This is a genomic window from Arcanobacterium wilhelmae (assembly GCF_029632765.1).
In the GTDB taxonomy this organism is placed as follows: domain Bacteria; phylum Actinomycetota; class Actinomycetes; order Actinomycetales; family Actinomycetaceae; genus Arcanobacterium; species Arcanobacterium wilhelmae.
Genome location: NZ_CP121247.1, coordinates 368,262 through 391,127, shown reverse-complemented (window position 1 = coordinate 391,127; position 22,866 = coordinate 368,262). Strand labels below are relative to the sequence as shown.

At 58.7% G+C, this 22,866-nt stretch carries 12 protein-coding genes; 2 read left to right on the top strand and 10 right to left on the bottom strand.

Features of this window, described 5'->3' with window-relative positions:
- Positions 1–97: 97 nt before the first annotated feature.
- From P8A24_RS01650 to eno, 3 genes are all read right to left on the bottom strand, one after another.
- The gene (locus P8A24_RS01650; RefSeq protein WP_278059085.1) at positions 98–928 is read right to left on the bottom strand and encodes an FtsB family cell division protein; all 831 of its coding nucleotides are present in this window, start codon (positions 926–928) and stop codon (positions 98–100) included.
- Positions 929–1,090: 162 nt separating this feature from the next.
- Entirely contained in the window at positions 1,091–3,691 is a 2,601-nt protein-coding gene (locus P8A24_RS01645; protein WP_278059083.1) for a putative Ig domain-containing protein, read from the bottom strand.
- A 650-nt stretch (positions 3,692–4,341) separates the two neighbouring features.
- On the bottom strand, positions 4,342–5,622 hold the full coding sequence (eno, locus tag P8A24_RS01640) for a phosphopyruvate hydratase (RefSeq protein WP_278059081.1): 1,281 nt from the start codon (positions 5,620–5,622) through the stop codon (positions 4,342–4,344).
- Between the two features lie 162 nt (positions 5,623–5,784).
- Between eno and P8A24_RS01635 the strand changes: the two genes are divergently transcribed.
- Positions 5,785–5,949, top strand: a complete 165-nt coding sequence (locus tag P8A24_RS01635; RefSeq protein WP_278059079.1) for a hypothetical protein — start codon at positions 5,785–5,787, stop codon at positions 5,947–5,949.
- Between the two features lie 54 nt (positions 5,950–6,003).
- On the opposite strand, the gene P8A24_RS01630 is transcribed toward P8A24_RS01635, so the two are convergent.
- Positions 6,004–6,780: a hypothetical protein gene (locus P8A24_RS01630; RefSeq protein WP_278059077.1), complete on the bottom strand. Its 777-nt coding sequence runs from the start codon at positions 6,778–6,780 to the stop codon at positions 6,004–6,006.
- A 208-nt stretch (positions 6,781–6,988) separates the two neighbouring features.
- On the opposite strand from P8A24_RS01630, the gene P8A24_RS01625 reads away from it, so the two are divergent.
- Complete coding sequence (locus tag P8A24_RS01625; RefSeq protein WP_278059075.1) at positions 6,989–8,902, top strand: glycosyltransferase family protein; 1,914 nt, start codon at positions 6,989–6,991, stop codon at positions 8,900–8,902.
- On the opposite strand, the gene P8A24_RS01620 is transcribed toward P8A24_RS01625, so the two are convergent.
- The 6 genes from P8A24_RS01620 to P8A24_RS01595 all read right to left on the bottom strand — a co-directional run bounded on the left by P8A24_RS01620 (position 8,892) and on the right by P8A24_RS01595 (position 22,759).
- Complete coding sequence (locus P8A24_RS01620) at positions 8,892–9,158, bottom strand: hypothetical protein (protein WP_278059073.1); 267 nt, start codon at positions 9,156–9,158, stop codon at positions 8,892–8,894. The genes P8A24_RS01625 and P8A24_RS01620 overlap by 11 nt on opposite strands.
- A gap of 20 nt (positions 9,159–9,178) precedes the next feature.
- Positions 9,179–11,683, bottom strand: a complete 2,505-nt coding sequence (locus tag P8A24_RS01615) for a hypothetical protein (protein WP_278059071.1) — start codon at positions 11,681–11,683, stop codon at positions 9,179–9,181.
- A gap of 347 nt (positions 11,684–12,030) precedes the next feature.
- Positions 12,031–14,127 (bottom strand): leucine-rich repeat domain-containing protein, encoded by a 2,097-nt coding sequence (locus P8A24_RS01610; RefSeq protein ID WP_278059069.1) that lies wholly within the window; start codon positions 14,125–14,127, stop codon positions 12,031–12,033.
- A 162-nt stretch (positions 14,128–14,289) separates the two neighbouring features.
- Positions 14,290–17,103 carry a CDP-glycerol glycerophosphotransferase family protein gene (locus tag P8A24_RS01605; RefSeq protein WP_278059066.1) on the bottom strand — a complete coding sequence of 938 codons (2,814 nt, stop codon included), beginning with the start codon at positions 17,101–17,103 and terminating at the stop codon, positions 14,290–14,292.
- A gap of 9 nt (positions 17,104–17,112) precedes the next feature.
- On the bottom strand, positions 17,113–20,748 hold the full coding sequence (locus tag P8A24_RS01600) for a glycosyltransferase family 2 protein (protein ID WP_278059064.1): 3,636 nt from the start codon (positions 20,746–20,748) through the stop codon (positions 17,113–17,115).
- A gap of 94 nt (positions 20,749–20,842) precedes the next feature.
- Entirely contained in the window at positions 20,843–22,759 is a 1,917-nt protein-coding gene (locus tag P8A24_RS01595; protein WP_278059062.1) for a glycosyltransferase family protein, read from the bottom strand.
- Positions 22,760–22,866: the final 107 nt, after the last annotated feature.

The window sequence follows — 22,866 nt, the reverse complement described above, 5'->3', positions numbered from 1 at the left end:
TTCGCGGGGAACGACGGCGGTGCTCGATTCTCGTCCGGAGCACCGGGCTCTCGCCGGGCCGCCGCGCCCCAGCGTAACTCGCGCCCCGGCGTCGGCGTTACTTGCCCGTCGGCGCCCCCGACGCCGGAGCAGACGGCGCCTGCGACGGCGTCGCACTCGGCGCAGGTTTCGGCGCGTTGAGTATGGGCACTTCGGACGGGTTTTCGACCGGCTTCGTGGACGCCTTACCTGCAATGTTGATCGAATCGCGCAGAGTGATGAAGAACGGGGTCGCGGCGCGGCGTTCCTTATTCACTTGCGCCACCTGCTTCTTGAGTCGGTCTTCAGCGCTTTCGGTGCCTTCGCGGGGCACCACGTAGAGTGTCTCGCCAGGCATCACGTAGCCGAGGCGTTCGCGTGCCTGGGTTTGGACAAACTTCGGATCTTGCCAGCGGGCGAGTTCGCGTTCGAGTTCGTCGGCCCGCTGGGTCGCTTGCGCCAGCTCAGCCGACGCGGCGCGTTTTTGCTCCTGCTGGTTGAGATAGCTTGCCAGCGGCGAGGCCACGATGAGCGCTCCGATCGCGAGGAACAGGAGCACCATGAAGGCGCGCACGGAAAACCGCCGCGTGCGGCTGGCGCCCTGGTACACGAAGTAGCGTTTGGAGTTGAATTGGGGGCCTGTGGGAGTCGTTTCCCGACGTCGTTCGCGCCCGCCGCGCTGGGACGCGCCAGGTTTCGCTGCGCGCGGTTTGAAGGCGCGCGCGCGGATTTCTTCTTCGGCTGCTTTCTTGAGACGGTCGCGTTTGCGTTTGGCCGCCTGCTCGCGTTCTGCCGCTTCGGCTTGGGATCGACGCTTGCTCGCGGCCCGGCGTTCCGCTGCCGACGCCGGATTCCCGCGCGGGCGCTTGGGGCGGCCGTGCGGAGCGGAAGATGGGCGGCGGGAATTCATGCATCCTAGTCTAGGGGCTAGCTGGGCAGTTCGGCGCATCACGCGCCACACTATAGGCGTGGTTGTCCACACGCCGTCTGCCTGCAAGGAGAAAAGGCGGGTTTTCACGAAATAGGTTTCGTGAAAACCCGCCTTTTCTCACGGCTATGTCAGCCTGATGTTTCAGTTCTCGCGACGACGAGCGATCATCGCGCCTGCTCCTGCCGCGAGAGCCGCGACAGCGGCGAACGCAGTGCCGAGCACGCCGGCGCCCGTCTTGGGTAGACCGTTGTGGCCCGGCTTCGGAGCCATTGGCTTCACCGACGGCGCTGCCTGGTTCTGCGGCGCCGGGGCCTGGACCTGCGGCGCGTTACCCTTCGGAGCCTGGTGCTTCGGAGCCTGGTGCTTCGGAGCTGGAGCGTTCGCGGGGTTCACGGTGACCTTGTAGATCACGGACTTTTGCACTCCAGGTACCGTGGACGTTGCCACAAGGTAGTGGGTTCCGAGCGGGGTCGACGACGTCGGGGCGAGGGTGAACGCAAGCTCACCGGCCGCGTTCGCGGTTCCCTTCGCGAGGAGCATGGCCTTGGTGTAGAAGAACACGCGAGCATCCTTATTTGCCTCGAGTCCCTTGACCGTGACCTCAAGCTTGTCGCCGCGGGTTACGGTGTACTCGCCGGCGAGAGTTGCTTTGCCTGCGGCGATCGCAGCCTCGATCGCCTCAGAATCCGCGTACACCGCGCCCGTGAACGTGGACGGGAGGAGCTTCATCATCGGAACGAACTCAAGTTCGGGAGCCATCGGCTTCTCGGGCTCCGACGGCGCAGCATCCGGAACCTTGGTCTCCGGGGCTTCCGGCTGCGGGGCCGGCTCGCTCTTGGGAGCGTCAGGAGCCTTGGTCTCCGGAGCCGACGGAACGTCAGCCTTCGGTGCCTCCGGCTCCGACGGAGCAGCATCCGGGATCTTCGTCTCCGGAGCTTCCGACTTCGGAGCCTCAGGAGCCTTAGTCTCCGGAGCCTCCGGCTGCGGGGCCGGCTCGCTCTTCGGAGCCTCAGGAGCCTTGGTCTCCGGAGCCTCCGGCTGCGGGGCCGGCTCAGTCTTCGGAGCCTGAGGAGCCTTGGTCTCCGGAGCCTCCGGCTGCGGGGCCGGCTCGCTCTTCGGAGCCTCAGGAGCCTTAGTCTCCGGAACCTCCGGCTGCGGGTCTGGCTCAGTCTTCGGAGCCGGATCAATGAGGTCGGTCCACGGCTTGAGCTCCGGCTCGGACGGCGCGTCCGACGGAATCGCAGTTTCTGGGGCCTCCGGCTTGGGGGCCGGCTCGCTCTTGGGAGCCTCAGGAGCCTTCGTTTCCGGAGCCGACGGAACGTCAGCCTTCGGTGCTTCCGGCTCCGACGGCGCAGCATCCGGGATCTTCGTCTCCGGAGCTTCCGTCTTGGGGGCCGGCTCAGTCTCCGGAGCTTCCGGAAGATCCTTCTTCGGAGCCGGATCGCCCTCAGGAGCCTTCGGCTGCGGGATCGGTGTGGCCTTGGTCAGGTCCATCCACTTGCCAACAACCGTCTTCACCGTGATCGTCAGCTGGCGCTCGACGTCGTTGCCAGCCTCATCCTGGGCCGTCAGCTCAACCGTGAACGTGCCCGCCTCGGTGGGCGTTCCAGACAGAACGCCGTCAACGAGCGTGAGCCAAGCCGGGTGCTCGCGGCCGAGATACACGGTCACCTCCCCAGAGTTATCGGTGGCGGTGGGCTCATACCGGAATTCTTCGCCAACCACGGCCGTCTGGTTCTCGACCTCGAACTGCGGCTTCTCGCCGTCGATCACCTTCAGAAGGATCGGCTGCTTCTTCTCGTTGCCTGCCGCGTCGGTCGCGACGACGGTGAGCTGGTACTCGCCCTCGCTGCCAGCCTTCGGCGTACCCTCAATCTGGTGGGTCGCCTTATTGTAAGTAACGCCGTCGGGCAGAGTACCCTTGAGCACGACGACGGGGTTCGGGTCACGATCGTCTTTCACCTCGATTGCGAGCGGCTTCATCTCTTCAACCGTGTAGACGGTCTGCGAACGCGTCGTGATCACGGGGGCGGTGGTATCGGCCGGGCCGTTGGCTTCGCCGATGCCCTTGCCAATTTCAGCTGCACGCTCGGCTGCGCCAGCGGCGAGCTCATTTGTGTGGTTGATCAGCTTCTGGGCCTTCTGAGCTTTTGCAAGCTCCTCGTCAGCACCCTTCGCCTTCGCGTCTACATCAACACCAACTGGTTCAATGCCCTTAGCTCGCACAGAGCACTGGTTCGCCCAAATCTTCTTGGTAAGGCCGGTTGCTGTACGGAACATTTTCGCGCCGGTTACGTCGATATGGCCGTAGGAACTTTCAATTGTTGTCTGGCCTTCATACGGCGTCGAGTTGGTTCCACGAAGCTTTTCATTCGAGGTCGGCGAGGTGGAAGCTACCAGGTACCCCTCCGGAGTGGTCGTTCCCTTGTAGAAGACGTATTGGAATTTGCGATTCGGACGATCCACCGTCACAGAATATTTACCATTCCCCTGATCCTGCAGTTCGTAGTTCGGGAACCAGGTGCTCGAATCCTGAGGAAGTAGCTGAACACGCCACTTGCCCTCGTTCAGGCAAGGCGCAGGCTCTTCAGTCGCGTCGAAGTTGAACGTCAGCTGGGGCTTTGTGGGCTGCGCATCTGCGGCGTGTGCGACGCCGGTGGCAGCGAAAGTGCCGGCGGTGCCGGCGGAGAGCGCGAAGGCAATCACCATGGCCGCGGAGCGGCGTGCGTTATAAGTGGTCATGAATTGTCTTTCTCTAAAGTGTGGAGCACGAAGGCTCACGGGAACGCAAAAATCCTACCGGACGTTGGTGCCCCACAAACATGATTGTTATCCCCCCGAAGGTTGAAACGCCGACACCGGGGCATGAGCTCCATAACCTTAATTCGGAGTACGCTCCACTTGTTCATTCGCTACCGCTCCTGCACTAAAGAAACTTAGCGAATGCCAGCAGAATCGCCCATGCAGGGCGTGCGTGTTGCGATCGCGTGCTCCTTTCTCTTGCACACCCAAAAACGCGTTCTCTGCAAGCGTTTACACGGAGTCCGTTCGCCGCGCGCTGTCCAACGCTGAGCCCATTCTCAAAACATTGGCCTGTGAATCCAGTTTATTGAATCCACACGCCTTTTTCTCTGCTTTTGCCCAGTTAATGCAAGGCGTTGCACACCGCTACAAAGTGCCCCCATAGTGCCCAGGTGGACAGTGCTCGCACCGCCCCTGCATTCCGTGAGAAAAACTCCTAATTTTTCGTGACGTTGCACTTCACGCAACCCCAGCACAAAACCGGTACACCCCCACACGCCCGACACAGACAACCAAACACAAAAAGGTGGGACACCCTTTCGGGTGCCCCACCTGAGCACTAGCGAGCCAGCCGGCTCACTTCAGCATACTCACTTCTTGAAGCGCGGGAACGCGGAACGGCCGGCGTAAACGGCTGCATCCTCGAGCTCGTCCTCAATGCGCAGAAGCTGGTTGTACTTGTTGATACGCTCGCCGCGGGCCGGGGCGCCGGTCTTGATCTGACCAGCATTGGTGGCAACCGCGAGATCCGCGATCGTGGTATCTTCCGTCTCGCCCGAACGATGCGAGGTCATCGAGTGGAAACCGTTGCGGTGTGCCATCTCGACTGCCTCGAAGGTCTCCGAAAGGGTACCGATCTGGTTGAGCTTCACCAGGAGAGCGTTCGCCGACTTGAGCTCGATGCCCTTGGCGAGGCGCTCCGGGTTGGTCACGAAGAGATCGTCGCCGACGATCTGGACCTTGTCACCAATCTCAGCGGTGAGCTTGGTCCAATCCTCCCACTCTTCCTCCGAGAGCGGATCCTCGATGGACACGAGCGGGTACTTCTCGACGAGCTCCTCGTAGTACTTGATCATCTCGGCGCCGGTCTTCTCGCCGCCTTCGAAGTGGTACACGCCGTCCTTAAAGAACTCGGTTGCAGCAACGTCCAGTGCGAGGCCGAAATCTTCGCCCGGCTTAAAGCCGGCCTTCTCGATAGCCTCGATGATCAGATCGAGAGCAGCAGCGTTCGACTCAAGGTTCGGCGCGAAGCCGCCCTCATCGCCGAGGCCGGTGGCGAGGCCACGCTCGTGGAGAACCTTCTTCAGCGAGTGGTAGACCTCTGCACCCCAGCGCAGAGCTTCCTTGAACGACGGAGCGCCGATCGGAGCAATCATGAACTCCTGGATGTCAACGTTGGAATCAGCGTGCGAACCGCCGTTGAGGATGTTCATCATTGGGACGGGGAGAACGTGTGCGTTCGGGCCGCCGAGGTACTGGTAGAGCGGGAGGCCGGCGGTCCCAGCGGCAGCCTTGGCCACTGCGAGGGAAACGCCGAGGATGGCGTTCGCGCCGAGCTTGCCCTTGTTGGCGGTGCCGTCAAGGTTGATCAGGGTCTGATCGAGGTAGCGCTGATCGGTAGCGGAAAGGCCGATGATCTCCGGCTCGATGATCTCGGTGACTGCCTCAACAGCATCCTGCACGCCCTTGCCGAGGTAACGGGACTTGTCGCCGTCGCGGCGCTCAACTGCCTCGAACGCGCCGGTGGAGGCGCCGGACGGAACTGCTGCGCGGGCGAAAACGCCGTTGTCGAGCAGGACCTCAACTTCAACGGTGGGGTTGCCGCGGGAATCAAGAATTTCACGGGAAGCTACTGCTTCAATGCTAGCCACATGGACTCCTTCGTTTGAAAGGTTTGCCCAGAGGCGGACGCCTCTGGAGGGCGGATCTGGCGACCCGCGCCATCTCTTCCATTGTCCTACGATTCGGCTCGCATGGCACCCCCAGCGCCCGATCAGTGCCCCGGATTCAGCATTTGGCGAAGCGTCTTGCGCATGATTTGGGACGTTGGGCGGGACGAAAGTTCCGTGTGGTTGGGGTTCCGTTCGCGCGTTCCCGACGCCGACGCCGGTGTTGCGTTGTACGTCCGCCCGACGCCGGCGCCCGACACCCGCGCACGAAACGCCACCGCCCGACGTCGCCGGCCCAACTCCCGCTGAACACGCACCGACGCCGGTGCGCGAGTTGCGCGACCGGCGTCGGTGGCGATCAGCCTAGTTTGTTCCGGTGCCGCCGTCTGCGGGTGGAACCTGCGGGGCAGGCGCCTCGGCTGTTGGCGCAGGCTCGGGCACCGGGGCTGGCTCGGGCTGGGCCGGCGGAACTGGCTGCGCGGGCGGCGCCGGCGGCTGGTTTTCATTGTTACGCGAGTAGGTGCCGTCGTTGTTCGAGGCGGGCGGCTCGGGAGCCTGCTGTTGTGGGGCTGGCGCCTGAGGGGCGGGCGCCTCGTCGGCGGGGGTGGATGGGTTCGCGACGTCGGCGCTGGGCTCCGCGGTGGGCGCAGGCGGCTCGGGCGCGATTTCGAGCGCGGAGGCATAGAGTTTGGCGAGTTCGAGATCCTTCTCGGCGACTGTTTTTTGCCCGTCGGCAAATGCTTTCAGTTCTCCGTTGAGGGCTTCGATCGCTGCCGAGATGTTGGTGCGAACTGAATCGGCGGCGGCGGCGTTGGCCTCAACATCTTCCGTGCGCGTGATGTAGGTTTCCTTCGACGAGTTGTCGGCCACCGCGGGGAGCGCTTTGAATTTCTTCGAATCGGCGACGAGGGCGGCGAGGGAATCGCAGGCGGGGAGGCGGGTGGCGGTGCTGGTGCACTTCTTGGCAAGGGAATCGGCGCGCGTGCGGGCGTCTGCGAGGGCGTTGAGGGAGCCCGTCTCGTTCATGACGGCGCTGTGGTAGGCGGAGGTCTCAGAATCCTGGGCTCGTACGTATTGACCGTAGATTCCAGCCGCCACGAAGGCGCCAATAACTAGCGCCGCCATCACTGGCTTCTTCATCCGACTGCCTTCCTTTTGTGCGTTGGCATTAATCCTCCTCAAACCCTAACAGTTTCGAGCCGGCGCAATCGATGAAAAAGGTCACCTGTGGCCGGTTAAATAGTTTCTCCACTCTTTTGCCGTACCCCATGTAATATTTGTGTCAGCCGGTTCCATGTGCCGGCGCACGTGCCCCACGCGCACAACCCGGGGTAGCAAAGGTGATGTGATGGTGTCGTTTTTGAAAGCAACGTACAAGGCGAAACGTGCCCTGTGGCATGTCACGCATCGTGGTCCACGTGTCGTTGTGGAGGTTCTTCGGCGACGCAAATTGATGGCGATGGGTACGGATCCACAGAAGGCTCCGGGGGCCGCGTTCCCGGATTGGCCGGCGCTCGATGCACAGTTCCCGCCGACGCACGAGGTGCGGGCTGCGGTGATCGCGGACGAGTTCACGATCGATTCACTGAAGTTCGAATGGGAGCAGGAGCTGATCACGCCAGCGAATTGGCATGATGTGCTCTCCTCGAATCCTCCGGATTTGTTGTTTGTGGAGGCTGCCTGGCATGGCAATAATGATGCGTGGCAGTATCAGATTGTGGGGCGCGATGCGCCGGGCCCGGATTTGCGGGCGCTGGTGAGATGGTGCCGTAAGCATGATGTTCCCACTGTTTTTTGGGCGAATAACGAGCCGTCAGATGTGGACCAGGTGACGAAGGCGGCGTCGCTGTTCGACGTCGTTTTTACTACTGATTCGGACGCGATCGCGCGTTTCGAGGGGCTGGGCGTGCCCGACGTCGCCCTCCTGCCGTACGCAGCCCAGCCTGTTTTGCATAACCCGCAGGCGATCACCCATCGGCATAAAGTGGTGCCGCGTGAGGACGTAGCGTTCGCGGGGATGTATTTTGCGCATCGTTTCCCGGCGCGTAAGGAGCAGATGAACATGCTGTTCGACGCCGTGCGCAAGCCCGGCGTGCAGATCGGCACGAAACTGGATATTTTTTCGCGTCAGCCGGCGGGTGATCCGCGCTACCAGTTCCCTGCGGAGTTTACGAACCAGGTGCGTGGCACGTTGCCGTATTCGCAGATGCTCACGGCTTACCGCGCGTATAAGGCATTTTTGAATGTACATTCCGAGGCGGATTCGCCGACGGTGGTCTCTCGGCGTTCGTTTGAGATTCCGGCGTCGGGGGCGCCGTTGGTTGAGTTGCCGACTCGCGGCGTGAATCATTTTTTCACCGACGCAATGGTGGCGAAGGTGCGCACGTCAGATGAGGCGGCTCGCGCGCTGAACACGATTATTTCGGACGCACATTTTGGCGACCATATGGCGTACGTGGCAACCCAGGAGATTTGGCTCAAGCACCGTTATGAGCATCGGGTGAACGAGGTGTTGCGGCATGTGGATTTGGGCGAGTTGGCGACGCGAGCGCCGCGGGTGAGCGCGATAATCGCGTCGAAGCGCCGGTTCCAGGTGGAGCGTGTGCTCGGGATGCTTGCCGAGCAGCGCGGAGTTGAGCTGCAGGTTTTGTTTGGCACGCACGGTTTCCCTGCCACGCAGATTTTGCGCAATCTTGCGGCGAGCAAGGGGCTGAATGTGCAGTGGTTGCAGTTTGATCCGTCGGAATCGCTGGGCGCGATGTATAACGCGATGATTGAGCGTGCGGATGGCGACTTTGTGGCGAAGATCGACGACGACGATTTTTACGATTCGACGTACCTGTTGGATGCGGCGATGGCTCACCGGTATTCGGGTTCGGAGTTGGTGGGTAAGCGGGCCACGTTCGTCTATTTGAAGGATACGGACCAGATGCTGTCGTGTTTCGAGGGTGATGAGAATCGTTTCGTTCACGAGGTGGCTGGGCCGACGATTTTCACGACTCGCGACTTGGCGCGCGAGGTGCGTTTCGAGCATTTGTCGACGGGCGAGGATTCGGATTTTTTGCGCCGGGGTACGCAGGCGGGTTCGAGCGTGTACGCGACGTCGAGGTTTGGTTTTGTGAGGTATCGCGGCTCGAGTTCGCATACGTGGGCGGCGGCGAATTCGACGTTCGAGGCGAACGGTTCGTTTGCGCACCCGGGCGGGCCGAGTGAGCTAGAACTACCGGCCCACTTTGGGCTAGTTCCTGCGGCTAAGGAGTAGCGAGGAGCTCCACCTCGACCGCGAACCAATCGAAATCGCGCGCAAACTTACGCATCTGCCAGTGGGCAATTTTTGGATCCACGATGATTCTGATTCGCTTCGCGTACGCATTCGCTGCGGCGCGTTTGACCATGATGGCAAGTTCACGGCTCGGCGCGCTTGCGAGAATTTCGAACACCCCACTGACCCCGGCAGTCACTGCCGCAAGATCTGTGTGCTCACGAGCAATAACGACCGCGAGCGTTTCTTCATCCACGACTGATGTTGGGCGGCCTGCTACGTAGCAGACATCAAACTCAGCAAGAACATCCCCGTTCCGATGCGATATCGGCTTTGAGCACCATCAGTGAGTTGGAGAAGCGAGGGGCCTTCGACGTCGCGCCCGTGAGGAACCTTTGCCGAGCGGAACGCTTGCGGCCACTGTGCTAGCGGAACACACGACGTCTCACCACGTTCGCTGATGTATCGAAGTGACCACAGTCCACGTATCGTCTCGTATGCTGTGTTGATTCCCGACGTCGGTGGCGTGACAAGAACGCCATCTTCCTCCTGCAACTCGTAGCGGCGAACTGCTTCACCATAGGATCGTTCGAGATACCAATTCACCGGTGAATCCACCGGCGTCACACTAGCGAGTTCGACCCGTGCAAAGATCAAGGCTCCTTTCGCGCTGAGCGTGACGTCACGGACATGTGGCCACGGACTCGCAGGTAACTCGTCGTCGCGAAGAAAAGTCCTCACCCTCCCAAGCATTGTCGGTAGCGCACGTCTGGCGACGTCGGTGTGTATGCCGTCGATCCTGTGAGTACGCAAGCCGGACTGCGGGTGGGGAAACTCGACCACGGAAAAGTTCGAAATCTCGTCTCGGGTGGTGTAGAAAAGATCAACCGACCGACCTTCAGAAAGGTAACGATTGAAATAGTCGGATGGCTCGCCGAACGTTGCCAGTTCCCTGCGTTCACCGAGATTTTCCCTGAACGCTGGTTTCGTGAAGTAATAGGGCCGATTCATTTGCGGCACAGCGCACACGACTGCAGCCCGAGGATAAGGAGCTGCGAATCGAAGCGCAATCGAGCCGCCTTTCGAGGCACCGAAAAAGAGCACATTGTTCTCGTTAATCTTCCACTTGCGCAACAGTGACGAGATCGCGTCATCGACTGCCCCGTCGATCTGCTCGTTGTCCGCACCAACGGTCATATAGGAGCCTGCCACGAGATAACGATCCTGGAAAGCGACCAACGCGGCTGTATCAAGTTCGCTATCTGTAATCCCACCGAGATACGAGATCACGAACTGTAGCGGCGACGTCGATGTTGAGCACCCAGCAAACGTAAAAATCACTTTCCGTGGGTTTGCGGTGTTTCCTCGCACCGAGTAGAACACGTCGCCGTGTTGCTCAACATGGTATTTCTCATCGAAATTATTCTGTTGAGGCGTCGTGAATGCGACGGGCGAGCACGTGATCTCTGCCTGAACCGGAAGGTTCACACAGTAGTCTTGCGGATCTGTGGACGGCCCAACAATGTTACGGTACTCAAGTGGTTCTCCCTTCGCGGGCTGTTCAACAATATTGCCGTAGACTTTCTGGCCTCGGCAGTAGACTCGCAGGTATTGGCCAAGTAGTCCGCTCCAATCGCGCACACGCACCCGAACATAGGATTTTCCCTCCGCCAGTGGCAAGGATCGCGTCGAACGTAGATCGTCGTTATTCTCCGCACTTTTGAGAGATTGCGACGCGACGGAAACTGCCGGAATCGGCGATATTCCGAGTTTTCGTTTCAGGTACCCTATACGACGCCGTGCCCGCAGCGCCGTCGTGACGCGTTCAGCGACTAAGACTTGGTTCATAAAGTTGGTGAGCATGAGGCGACCAAGCACAACATGTGAACCTGGGATCGGCTGAATTGAAGCGCCATCAGCAAACTCGTACGCAACCAAAGTGACTTCGTCGTCGATACGGTATGCAGGCAGGAGCCGATCGCCTTCCTCGAGCTCGAGCACGGCACGAACTGTCACACCAGTATATTCGTGTGTATCCGTGTTCCATGCCGACCCGACTGAATCGCTACCAACTGGCACAAAGCGGTCACCGACACGGAAGCCGTACTCAATTCCTTGGGCACGAAAGCCAGTGAATTCGCCCGTGACGACGATCGCTCCGTTGTCGATCAGAGCATCGCAGAAGTGAAACACCATACCATCGCGGGCCGGAACCCACACGGGCACACCATTTCGGAAAAACCGACTTCCCGCACGCTTCAACAACGGCTCAACATTGTTCCCATGTTCCACGGATAGCATCTGCATCCGGATCGAGACGTCAATTCCCGGAGCTGCCATAATCACACGCTGCTCGAACCGCTTGGCAATGGCACGAACGCGTTCAAAAAGTTGCGGTTCGGAAAGATCCTGGAGTGGTAGCCAATACGCGAGCTCCCGAAGTGCAAGGGTTTGAACAAAACGGGGTACCAAGGCGGTTGCCGCAGTGTAACTATCAAGGAGCATTCCCACACGGTCAAGCGCGTTATCGCGGGTCTGCTCGAGGCGCATATCACCGCTACGAGATTCCACAAGTGGTTCCGACAGGATACCGATTCGCCAAGTCTTGGTGATGAGACGCAGTATAGCACTTGGAAAAACGCCGATACCGTCGTCCCTGCCTTGTGCCAGCGCAGATCGCCGTACTACCACATTCAACAGATCAAACTGAGCTTGATCCCACTCGTTCAGAAGGTCGACAACACGCGGCCCCGTCGCAAAGAAAGGCTGAGTATCATCCATACGTGTAGGAAACGCGACTGCATCAAGAAATGGATACTGGTCAAGCAATGCTTCCAGCTGTTTCGCTGCCTTGGAGGAAACATTCTCACCCGCACATGTCAGCACGACAAATTCAGCGACAAAGTTTTCGTTGCACATATCCAGAAGCTCGTTAGCGGATCGAAGCTCCGCCTCGGAAACGCACATTGCCTCAACGCATGGCCCCTCATGCCCCATCACAGCCCTTTCCACAACGCTTATCTTCCTCCTCACTGTGCTGTTTCGTTACCAGTTTACTGAATCTTTCCGGATAAACAGTGAGTGGGTGGCAGGCAAAGCCTGCCACCCACTCACTCGCGAGCAATTAATCAGTTCTCACGACGGCGGACGATCATCGTCGTACCCGCAAGGATGGTTGCCATCATGGCAACGGCGAGGTACGTGATGTTCGAACCAGTCATTGGCATCGACTGATGCACCTGGGGCTTCGTGGCATTCATGCCGCCGTTGTTCGGCTTCATCGGAACAACCGGCGCCTTCGACGACGGTGCGGCGGTGTTGCACTTGAGCTCAGCGAGCGTCGGAGCCTTCCACGTCCATTCGGTCTGAGCGTCCTTGGCAAGCTGGTAGCCTTCGGTCACCGTAGCAGTCACCTTCACTGTCTCACCATAGCCGTAGGTGAACGTGTAGAGATCGCCGTTCTTCGTGTATTTTTCAACCGGCTTACCATTGGCCTCAACGAAGTACGCGACACCCGGCGTCGACTTCACCGTCACGAATGGCTTGACCGTGCAATTCGCCGGATCGTCAGCCTTCGGGAACACCGGGGTACCCGGGGTGACAATCTTGTCAGCCGGAGCTGGCTTCGGAGCCTCAGTCGTCGGAGCTGGAGCCGGCTTCGTGGTCGGAACCGGGGCAGGAGCCTCCGTCGTTGGCATCGGCTTCGGAGCCTCAGTCGTCGGAGCTGGAGCCGGCTTCGTGGTCGGAACCGGGGCAGGAGCTTCCGTCGTTGGCATCGGCTTCGGAGCCTCAGTCGTCGGAACCGGAGCAGGAGCCTCAGTCGTCGGGTTCGGGGTCGGAGTCGGGTCGGCCGGCTTCGGCTTCTCCGGAACAACGGTTGACACGTGAACCGGATCAACCTTCGAGCCACCAGCGTACTCAACGCGAATTTGCGGGTACTTGTATGTCGCAATCCACGCCTCGCTAGGCGGAGCCCACTTGATCGTCGCCTTCGTACCATCAGCGGAGATCGTGTACGGCTTCTGACCCACGCTACCCAGGAAGTAAATCTTGCTCGGCGTGATCTGCTTGCCGAACTGATCCTTCAGCTTGGACAGATCGACGTAAGTCTCGCCCTTAGCAAGATCGTACGAGTACGGCGCAACAGAACCAGCAGGGAACTGCGGGTACGCCGTGACCTTCGCCGAATCCGGGATCGGCGAGAGATCCGCAATCTTGTTGTCACCGATATTCAGAGTCTTCAACGAGGTCAACTTCGCCAACGGCGCAGCATCCGCAATGTCGTTTTTCAGAAGGTTCGCATCCTGAAGCTTCGTCATATTCGCAATGAAATCGATCGACGCCGGAGCCGGAACAGAACCAAGCTGGTTCAGGTTATTGTTGTTCTGCATCTCGAGGTAGGTGACGTTCTTCAGCGCCGCAAGTGGCGAGAAATCCGAAATCTTGTTCGAATCAATACGCAGATCAGTTACGCCAGTCAGGCCCGCAATCGGAGCAAGCGACGAAATCGAATTGTGGCTCACCTTGAGAAGCTTCATATTCGTCGAATTCTCAAGACCCTCGAGCGAGGAGACGTCGTTGTAATCAACGTTGAGGTCCTCAAGCGTGGAGACCGCGGCGAGCGGCTTAAGCGATGCAAGACCGCGAATGCCTGCGTGGAGCGGCTTCGCGCCCTGAACTTCGGACGCCTTCGAGCCGTTGCCCTCAAGATTCAGCAGCTTGAGTGACTTCATACCCGACATATCGGGAAGCTGGGAAATGTTGTTATATCCGAGGTAAAGACCTTCGAGGTTAGCAAGCTTAGCAACTGGGCTAATGTCCGAGACACGCTGGTTCAGCGGAACCGTCGACGACGGTGCGTGGGAGACAAAGATCCGCTGAAGACCCGTAGCATACTGGAGACCTTCAAGTGACTTCACTGCCTTGTCATCACAGTGGAAGACCTGAAGGCGCGACAAAATATTTTCCATGTCTGAAGCGCTCACCGGCTCGTCAGCCTTACGCTGAGGCTCACCCGGCTTGTACTTGGCGAGCCACGGGTTCATTGCCCCATTCACACAAGCTCGCAAAGCCAAATCTGGAACAACGTCGTCAGTTCCTGCTGCTGAAGCGAGCTGGACACCTCCCGCGAAAGCCGAGGCAATAACCGCAACAGCCGCGAAGGCCGCAACCTCACGCTTGCTGCCCTCACGTACGAGGAGGCTGTGCGTTAACAATCGATGCATTGTTTATCTCCTTTTGCAAAATTCACGAGCTTCCACTCGCTACTTTCCTAGCTTATCAGCCGATGCTCAGCCAATTCGTTGGATCTTCAAAATATGATCTGGAAGCCACAGAATTGATCACTGATGGGTCTCCCCCTCAGCCGCTAGTTCGCTCCGGCTATTTCAACATTCACTCTTCGACTCCCGTTGGAACATACGCGTGACAACGTCACCGCTCACCTGTTGCACCTGCACTTGTTCCAAAATCTCTCGAATCCGTTCCGTCGTTTTGCGGGCTAACGAGTCGGGTTCGAGCGCGCCAGCAATCACAGCGCCCGCTTCCTTAGGAGACTGGATTCCCCGTTCAGCAACAATTGGCTCAAATTGCTTGTAAAACCCGCGAACCGTGCCGTATTCGTCGCGATCGGGAGTGTAGAGAACGGTGGGTTTGTTCAGTTGAGAGAAATCGAACATGATCGAGGAGTAGTCAGTGACAAGCACGTCGGCCGCCAGCAACAAATCATTCACATCGGGCCAGTCGCTGACGTTAATGACCCGCCCAGCTGTTTCCAACTCGGCCCAACTAGGGTCGAAATCCTGATGGTGTGCCCGAACGGCCACGATCACATCGTCACCAAGTATGCGAGAAAGTTCCGCAATGTCGAGCAAATGCACCGAGCGCTCACCGTCTCGAAGCGCAGATTCACGCCACGTAGGAGCATACAACACCACCATCTGTGGGCGGCGGCTCGGCGTAATACCATCGGAAATCCGCACGCCCAACTGGTTTCGTACCCGCAACCGGCGCATAAACGATTCGTCGCTGTCGTTCAAGACATCGTTGCGAGGGTAGCCACTATCGAAAACTTCCCCCGTATAGCCGAAGGCCTTTGCCAAAATCTCGCCGGCGGCAGGTGTCTGCGCAAGGAGGAGATTCCACTCGTTTGCCTGACGTAGGATACTCTGCCGGAACAGATGCGAATGTCCCTGAATCTGTGTGTCAAGACCAATCCTCTTCAGCGGAGTGCCGTGCCAAGTTTGGATAATCTTTTGCCCTTCTCCCCTGCGAAAATAGAACGGAAGCAAGGTGTTCGTGACAATCCAATGCGACGATGCGAGCGCTTCGAACCATTCAGGAGAATCGACGAGCACTGCGTGCGCGCCGGCAGGAACTTCCTGGCTCTCGTCCACTACAGCCCATATGCGGCGCACTTCCGGCCGACGCTGAGCAATCTCTTCATCCAGCGCCAATGGCGAATCCCCAACAGTTTTTCCATTAAAAGCGACGAAGAGGACCTGGTAAGCATCGGCAGGATGCTGACGCATCTTCGCCAAATACGCGAGAATTTCCGGGATCTGTGCCTTATCGCGTTCGCTGAGTTCTAGTACAAGTTCATCCCCAACGAGGGACGTTTCATCATGTCCAGTAACGCCACCGTCATGAACAGTCGCTACGACAGCGTCGACGCCGTCAACAACAGTGTCTGCAGCAGACCAGCTCTCGCCAGGGACGTGCCCTGGGGTCGCCACCGTCGCGGCGATGACGAGGTGACCGGCGTCGTCAGAACTTGGTACCAGTAACAAGCCCGCAGCTTCTTGCCCACTTGGGAAGGTAAACCCTTCAGGAACAACGAGTTCCAGCTCGCGCGCCTCCCCGTTTGCACGCGTCAGCTCAACGCGTACCTGGAACGATGCCGGTGCGCCAGGAATACTCCCCCACAGTTCACTCCCAGGTGCGGGAACGCTCACCGTGGCGATCCCCCAACGCTCATCAACGTATCCCTCTTGCACCTGAGAAAGTTCTTTCGATGCCCACGGTGTACGAGTAAGTCGGAGGCGTACTTTTTCGCCACTCTCACTCACTGCCCAGGCCTTCACAGAGGTCGAACGTGGGTCGAGCTCCTCATCCGCCCATTCCAGATGGAGACCCATGCGCAGATCACCACCCTGCCGCGGAGCGAACCAGGCGAGCCGCATATTAGGCTCATCAGATGGTGCAGGAACCATCACAGCGAGACTTGGCAACTCACAGTTCTCAAACTCCACATCAAACAGTGGAAATTTGCGAATATAAGATCCGATTTCCCGATCATAGCCAAGTTTCCCCTCGGCTCCAGGTGCTTCAAACAATGCGAGGAACCAGTCAAACATGACGCGATCATGGTGCCCCCAGAGATAGGTCAGGACACGCATTGACACGTTGAGGCGCTTCGCCACCGGCGGCGTAAGCAACGAAAATACCTCACTCATCAGCTCACTACGAGCCTCCCACTCGCTGTCCGATAGCTCCGCAGCCTTGCGAAACAACCACCAAAACTCGTGATCTACAAGCTCGACCGCCATCTGTTCGCCAGCAACTGGCTGACCAGCAAACCTGCGGACCGAACGCGCAACGGAAGCCACAAACTCATGGATTTCCTGACGAGGAACCGATGTCCATACCGTTGAAAAATATTCGGCGCGAGGATGAGCTGCGCAAGCACGGCCATTGAACAGCATGGCGTCATTTCGGCGAACAAGTTCCTCGACGAGCTCCTCGTACCATCGGGACGACGCTAGCATGCCTTCACCAGCAGCTTCCCGAATGAATTCCGCGCGGAACATACTTCCACACGGATGCGTGGCCGCGAACGGTGCTTCCTCACGTGCCGGTACCGAGGCAACAACGTGACGACGGATCACATAGTCGATACGCCGCCCGAAGCTCTCCATCTCAAGCTGGATCGGATGCGCCGCGATCATTACCCACTCAGTCTCGACAAGCGGGATCGCGCACTGCACCCAATGAATCGGGTGCGTAACGGGAACGAACTTCACCTTCTCACTACTTTGTACGCCTGAATCCTGAGCTGGCATGCCTGCCAGTACCACTCGTTCCACCCGTGGAAGATTCGCAAGCTCGCCAATACGAGCAGCAAAAGCTTCCGTGTTGTATTCCTGCGGAATACGCACCAGAATCGTCACTTTTTCATCGTTAACGCTCTGTGAAATCGTCATCGCAAACTCCTACGCTTCAAGGTGAGGTTGGGGAACATTGATGGGAACACGAACAACCTCCGACCGTTTCCACAGCTTCCCGCCACGCACGACATTCCAGCTAACAAACTGTCCGTTAAAGCGTGCAGGTGTGACCTTCATCCACTTCGGACCTTTACGCGACGCTCTGCGGTGAGTTGCTCGCCCACCGATAAGCCGGACACCGGCGTCGTCGCGAACTAGTGTCCCTCCACGAACCACTTCGATCTTTCGCACGTCCATCATCATCAAAGCGACCGCACGATGTCCGCCGCGGAAGTGAGCCCACGGACACGCGACGATATCGTCCGTGCTCATCTGGCGGAGCACCTGGCGGAAAGCACTCATAAACTTTTTGTCAGTGAGGTTCCTCGGAATACTACCCTCGGAAGCAGCCACGAAATACCACGCGACGTCGTAGAGAACCGCCTGAACCGCCCACGGATGCGGGTGGGCTTTCAAATACGGCAAGTAGCGGCGAAGCATTTGCGGCGTGAACCGCTTGGGGTTCGCCCAGGAACTTCCGACAGTGGACGTTTCTCGCTGGCGGTAGAAATAGTTCGCGCCAGGCACGAGAACGCTGACCGGATTCACCTCTCGAACGTCACCAACAAACATGGCATCTTCGAATGTTGCGGCCTCGCGATCTTCAGCAAACTTTGCATTGCCGGCGTCGACCACGGAACGCTTAAACAGCGAATCCGACGCCGAAAGCTGCACTGCTGCTGGTTCTTCGCGCGGATCGACCACCCGCTCCCCGCGCGCAAAGCGGAACTCGAGCGCGTGGCGACGCGGTTTCTTCATGCCGAAGAGCGTGATGTGTGCCGTCACTGTGGACGGCTCGTAGGCGGCATATCGATCGGCGGCGCCGAGCAGCTCCGCGAGGTAGTTCGCGGAAAGCACGTCATCAGGGTCCGGGAACCCGACCCATTCACCGCGAGCCTCAGTGAGCCCAACGTTCCTGGCGGCGCCCTGGCCAGAGTTCTCGATCTCGATCACGCGAACTGGGATATCCGTCTTCGCAGCCCATTCGTGGCACTGCTCAGGCGAGGAATCCACCCGGCCATCGCATACGAGAATCACCTCGAATTGGTCGTGCGGAAGCGTCTGCGCGTCGAGGGAATCGAAGAACTCCGGAAGGAACTCGCCCACCCCGTATACGGGCGAAATAAGTGAGGCGCGGATCGGCGTCGGTAGCTCGGCCGACGCAGTGATGCTCAGTTGGTTCGGAGGAACAGGGAGTTGCGCCGGTTCGTTCGCCGACGTCGGTAACTCCTGCGACGTCGGCTCAAGCAACGCAACGGGTTCCGCAGGACGCCAGTATTCGCTCCCAAGCAGCATATTCACAAGCCGTTCTCGCGCGCGCCCATCCACGATCGGCTTTTCACGGGAAATCTCTCCTGTGCGAACCTTGTCCGCGAGCGCAAGGGCTTCTTCGCGCGAGGTGGCGATGTGGGCGCCGGCTTTAACGTGCATATCACGATAACGATCGAAATCGGGAAGGTTATCGGGATTCCAGATGATTCCAGGGATCCCCATCATGTGACCGTCGTCGATCAACGAGGACTTGTCGGAAAGCACCGCTGCAGACTGCGCCAGCACCTCAGGCACCTCTGTACCTGTGACAGTGGGAAGTGGGAAGTAATCGCGGTTCATCCAGCGTGCGTACACCGGGTGAACGAACATCACGGGCTGCAGATCGCCCCAGTCGGCGTTGAGCGCGAGATCGAGCCACTGGCCCAGGTGCGTATCTTCCGGGTGAACATCCTCGCCAGCTCGGAGGCGCTTTTGCACCTCGATTTGCCAGGTGGGCGCGAGGAGAACGTAGCGCGATTCTCTCCCGAGCAGCCCGGCGAGGTCGTCGAAGCGCGGCATCTGGGCGTGAAGGAGCTGACCAGGCATGAGCCAATAGCTCGAGTGATCGCGCGCGATCTCCTCGTATTCTTCCTCGAGCGACGTGACAAGATAGGTGAAATCGGTGCGGTTCATCCAGCGCCACATCTGCCGAAGCGTGATTCCGTGTTGGAGAAAGACCGTGCGAATGTTGCGGTCCTTGATTTTGCTCCACACGTCGGTCAGTGCATAATCGCCGATATCCGCGATCAGGAGCGTGTCGGCAGAAAGTACCGCTTCGTCAAAATCGCGGGTGCCCGTGGCCACGAGGTTCACGCCCTCGGCTTCGAGCTCGGCCCACTGTGGGGAATCGAGTGAGAGCGCGAACGAGTGGGTGCCGGGAACGCGAGGGGCCGCGTATCGGTAGAGCTGGATCGCGCCGTCGCCCACGGACATTTCACGGTCAAGGTAAAGCCAGTGTCTCTCCCCCGACGCCGGTTTCGGATTTTTCCCGAGAGCAGCGGCGAGCATCTCGCCCGTTCCCGCACCTTCCGCACGGGCATTTCGCACACGGTCAAGCGCTTGCTCGGGGACAAGTGACTTTGCAGTCTTTACCGCTGATTTCATTGCGTTTGTGAGATCGCGCTTGAGCGCACCCTTCCATGAAATCGGCGCCGAACTCGGCCGAGGATGGTAGCCAGTGAAAGATTTAACCTCGAGCTTCTTCCCGTTCAGCTTCGCTGAGAGCCGCGGCCGCTTGGGGAGCCAGAGTACCCGCTCGCAGACAAATGGGAGCTCGTAGTAGGAGTGGTCGATAATCTTGGTTTGGAGCGGTTCGATTCGCTCACTGCCTGAGAAAAATTCTTCCTCGGGGACTTCCCCGTAGTAGAAGTAGCTCACCCGGTAACCTGGCAGGTATTCGCGCGGGTTCGCTCGCACGATGTAGTCGGAGACGATCCCGCTTTCTCCAGCGGCTTGGAGCGCTTTAGAGACATGGAGCGAAAGTGGTGTGAGTGCGTATTGCTCGATCTGCTCATCCGGGATTTGCGCCGCGATCGAAAGGAGCCGCTGCCCAATCTCGGCGCGTTGCTCGGGCTCAAGGTAGCGTGAGCGGAAGAAGAGCTGGCGATCGCGCTCCATCATGGTCTGAAGCTCGCAGATCACAAGTTGCCAGACCCATGTGGGCACGTCGGGCTGGGAAAGCCAGTGTTCCATGGCGGCCAGGCGTGGCGTGTAGTCTTCGAAGGGCTCGGTGGGTGTTTCAAAGTAGTAGCGCTTTAAGTATTTCGCTTCCGCAGTGAACGTTGCATGGCCGCCGGTTTTCGCCAGCGCGTGTACGAGGAGGCCTTCACCTTCGGCTCCGAGTTCGCCCACACCGTCGATGAGCGAACGGTGTACGCATACGCCCCACCACGAATCCCACATATCCCACGGGTTCTCGTTGAGATCCACCTCCCGACGAAGCGTGGGAAACCGCTCGCGGAACGGCGCGTTGTCCCAGACCGTACCGTTGTCTGCACGCTTGCGAAGTACCTGCGTGGCGATCACACGCGGCTGATCGAGGAAAGGCTCGAGCTTCTCGAAGAAGTCCGGATCGACTTCGTCGCGCCCTTTCGCAAAGACGAACCAGTCGGCGTCGGAACGTTCAATCACCGACGAGACGTCGGCGAGTTCGCACACCTGCGTATCAACCACCATGGGGGCACGGAGCACAGCTTTTTGGAGAGAGTTAAAGCTGGCCCGGAAATATTCCGGCATGTCGTTCACGATCACTAGTTGCAAGAGTGGTCCCATGCTCTCTCCTTTTGTTTCTCGGGTGGTGTGGGATTCAGTTGCGTGAATCAGCGTCACGTATTCATCGCATAGTTACCGGAGAGTCGCCCGGCGACTATTCCCACGGTTCGCGGCTCGGCATCTCCGTTTCGTTCGGGCGACCCCAGTGGGAGATCTTTCCGGTGGAGATCACTTCTGCGCTTGAGATCTCCCACGTATGGTTGGCACGCGCTTTACGCATTTGGGCAAACCCGAAGCGCTGGGCCGAGTAGACCTTTCCACCTGATTTGATGACGCGCTGGAGGAAGTCAGAGTCCTCTCCAAGCGTCATTGAAGCAAAGCCAAGTTCTTTCATGACGTCGGCACGCGCCACCATCGTCGGGCCGGAGATCCAGGACGTGTAACGGTTTTCCCACGTGGGGAATCGCAGAACAGTCACGTCTTCGTCCTCAAGATACATAAAGTGCGCCTGCTTGCCGACGAGCTCAGCACGCGAGTAGCGAGCCGCGAGGAGTGAATCAAAGAGATAGTCGGCTCCATAGAAATCGTCGTCGTCCATCTTGGCGATGTAGTCAGCGTCTACTCGTTCGATCAGCCGGTTATAGACATCACCGAGCGAAAGCTCTCGGCTGTTTTCAATCCACATCACGTCAAGCCCGAGTTCCCGAGCCTTCGCCTGTATCTCATCGGATGCAGCGAAGCCGTGGGTACCGACAATCGGCTGCATCTGCACGTCACGTTGTGCAGCAAGTGTTTCGAGCACGTGTTCAAGCTGTGCAGGGCGAACTGTTGAAATCATTGGCGCAACAGTAGGTGGGGTGTAGAGCTTGGACTCTAGCCCCAGATCACGCAGGATCTGATCCACACGGTGGGTGTATGTGTGCTTCTTCCAAATCTCCCCCTGTGCAAGGTACGCCATCCGATCAGAATAGTTCTTATTCCGTGTGAGAGCCTCGATCTGGAATTGCGCTTGCTCCGGTGTTTCTACCATCGCCACCATCTGCGGGGAAAAGAAGTTGGCGGTTGCAGGTGTGGGTGTGGAGACGATCGGCGTGCCACACGCTGGCACCTCAAAAAGCCGCATTGACGCCATCGTTGGGCTGGTCACCACCGAGTTCACATTGATGAACGCCTTGTAATGGCGGTACGCCGAAAGTGTTTGACGGTATGTGAGCGAGCCACGGATTTTCGCACGGAATTTGCGCGGGAAACGGTAGTCTTTACCGCCGCCCATATCACGCGCGAAAATATCAAGCCCTGTGGCCATTTTCTTTTCCGGATCCAAGGCCGCGCCAAGTAGGAGATCCATCTGTTCTTTGCGCTCTGGATACTTCATTCCGTAATACGCGCCAGCGAATGCGACGTCACGCTTCTTCGCAACCTCGTATCCGTCCATCACTGCCATCGGGTTGTGAATGGCGACCTGCGCCGCAAACGGCAATGCCGCTACTCGATCGTGCCCGAGATCGTTCTTGTAGAAAGGTACGCGCGTGGAATCGGTGGTGTAGACGTAGTCGAAGAGTTTCGCCGTTTCGATAGCGTCGCCGTAATGCGGCGGATCTTCACGGTTCCAGAACACGGTCGGAATGCCGCGCTCTTTACAGTAGGCAACGAGCTCACGCAGTTCGGCGCGTGGCGCACTTTCCCCGAGGATCTGGTATTTCCAGGTTTCACCGCGTTCCATCTGCCAGGCGGAATCCACGAACAAGAAATCGATTGTCGTTTCTTCAAGTTGGGCAAGCCAGGAGGAAGAATCGAGATAGAGGGCATCCCACTCGTAAGCGAAGGCAAAACGGAAGAATTCGTCGGCGATTACTCCAACGGTGATCTTGTGAGTGGGCTGATCTACGGGAGGCACCGCCCATTCATTCAGCTTGACCGGATTGGGCTTAACGTTCCAACCGAGTTGCTCGAAGCTCGGAATATTAATGCCTCGCCCCTTCAGATAACGCCGCGCACCAGCCATGCCGTATCGGCGGAAATGCCACGCAGCTTTCCGCGCAAACGCTATCACTTCTTGCGCGCTCGTCATTCAGGTCTCCTCAAGATGCCAGTGTCGGCCACTGAAATTAGGAATGTAAAAACTCGGAGTCTACCACTCAAAACTTCACAAACTCTAAGATTGACATACACAATGCA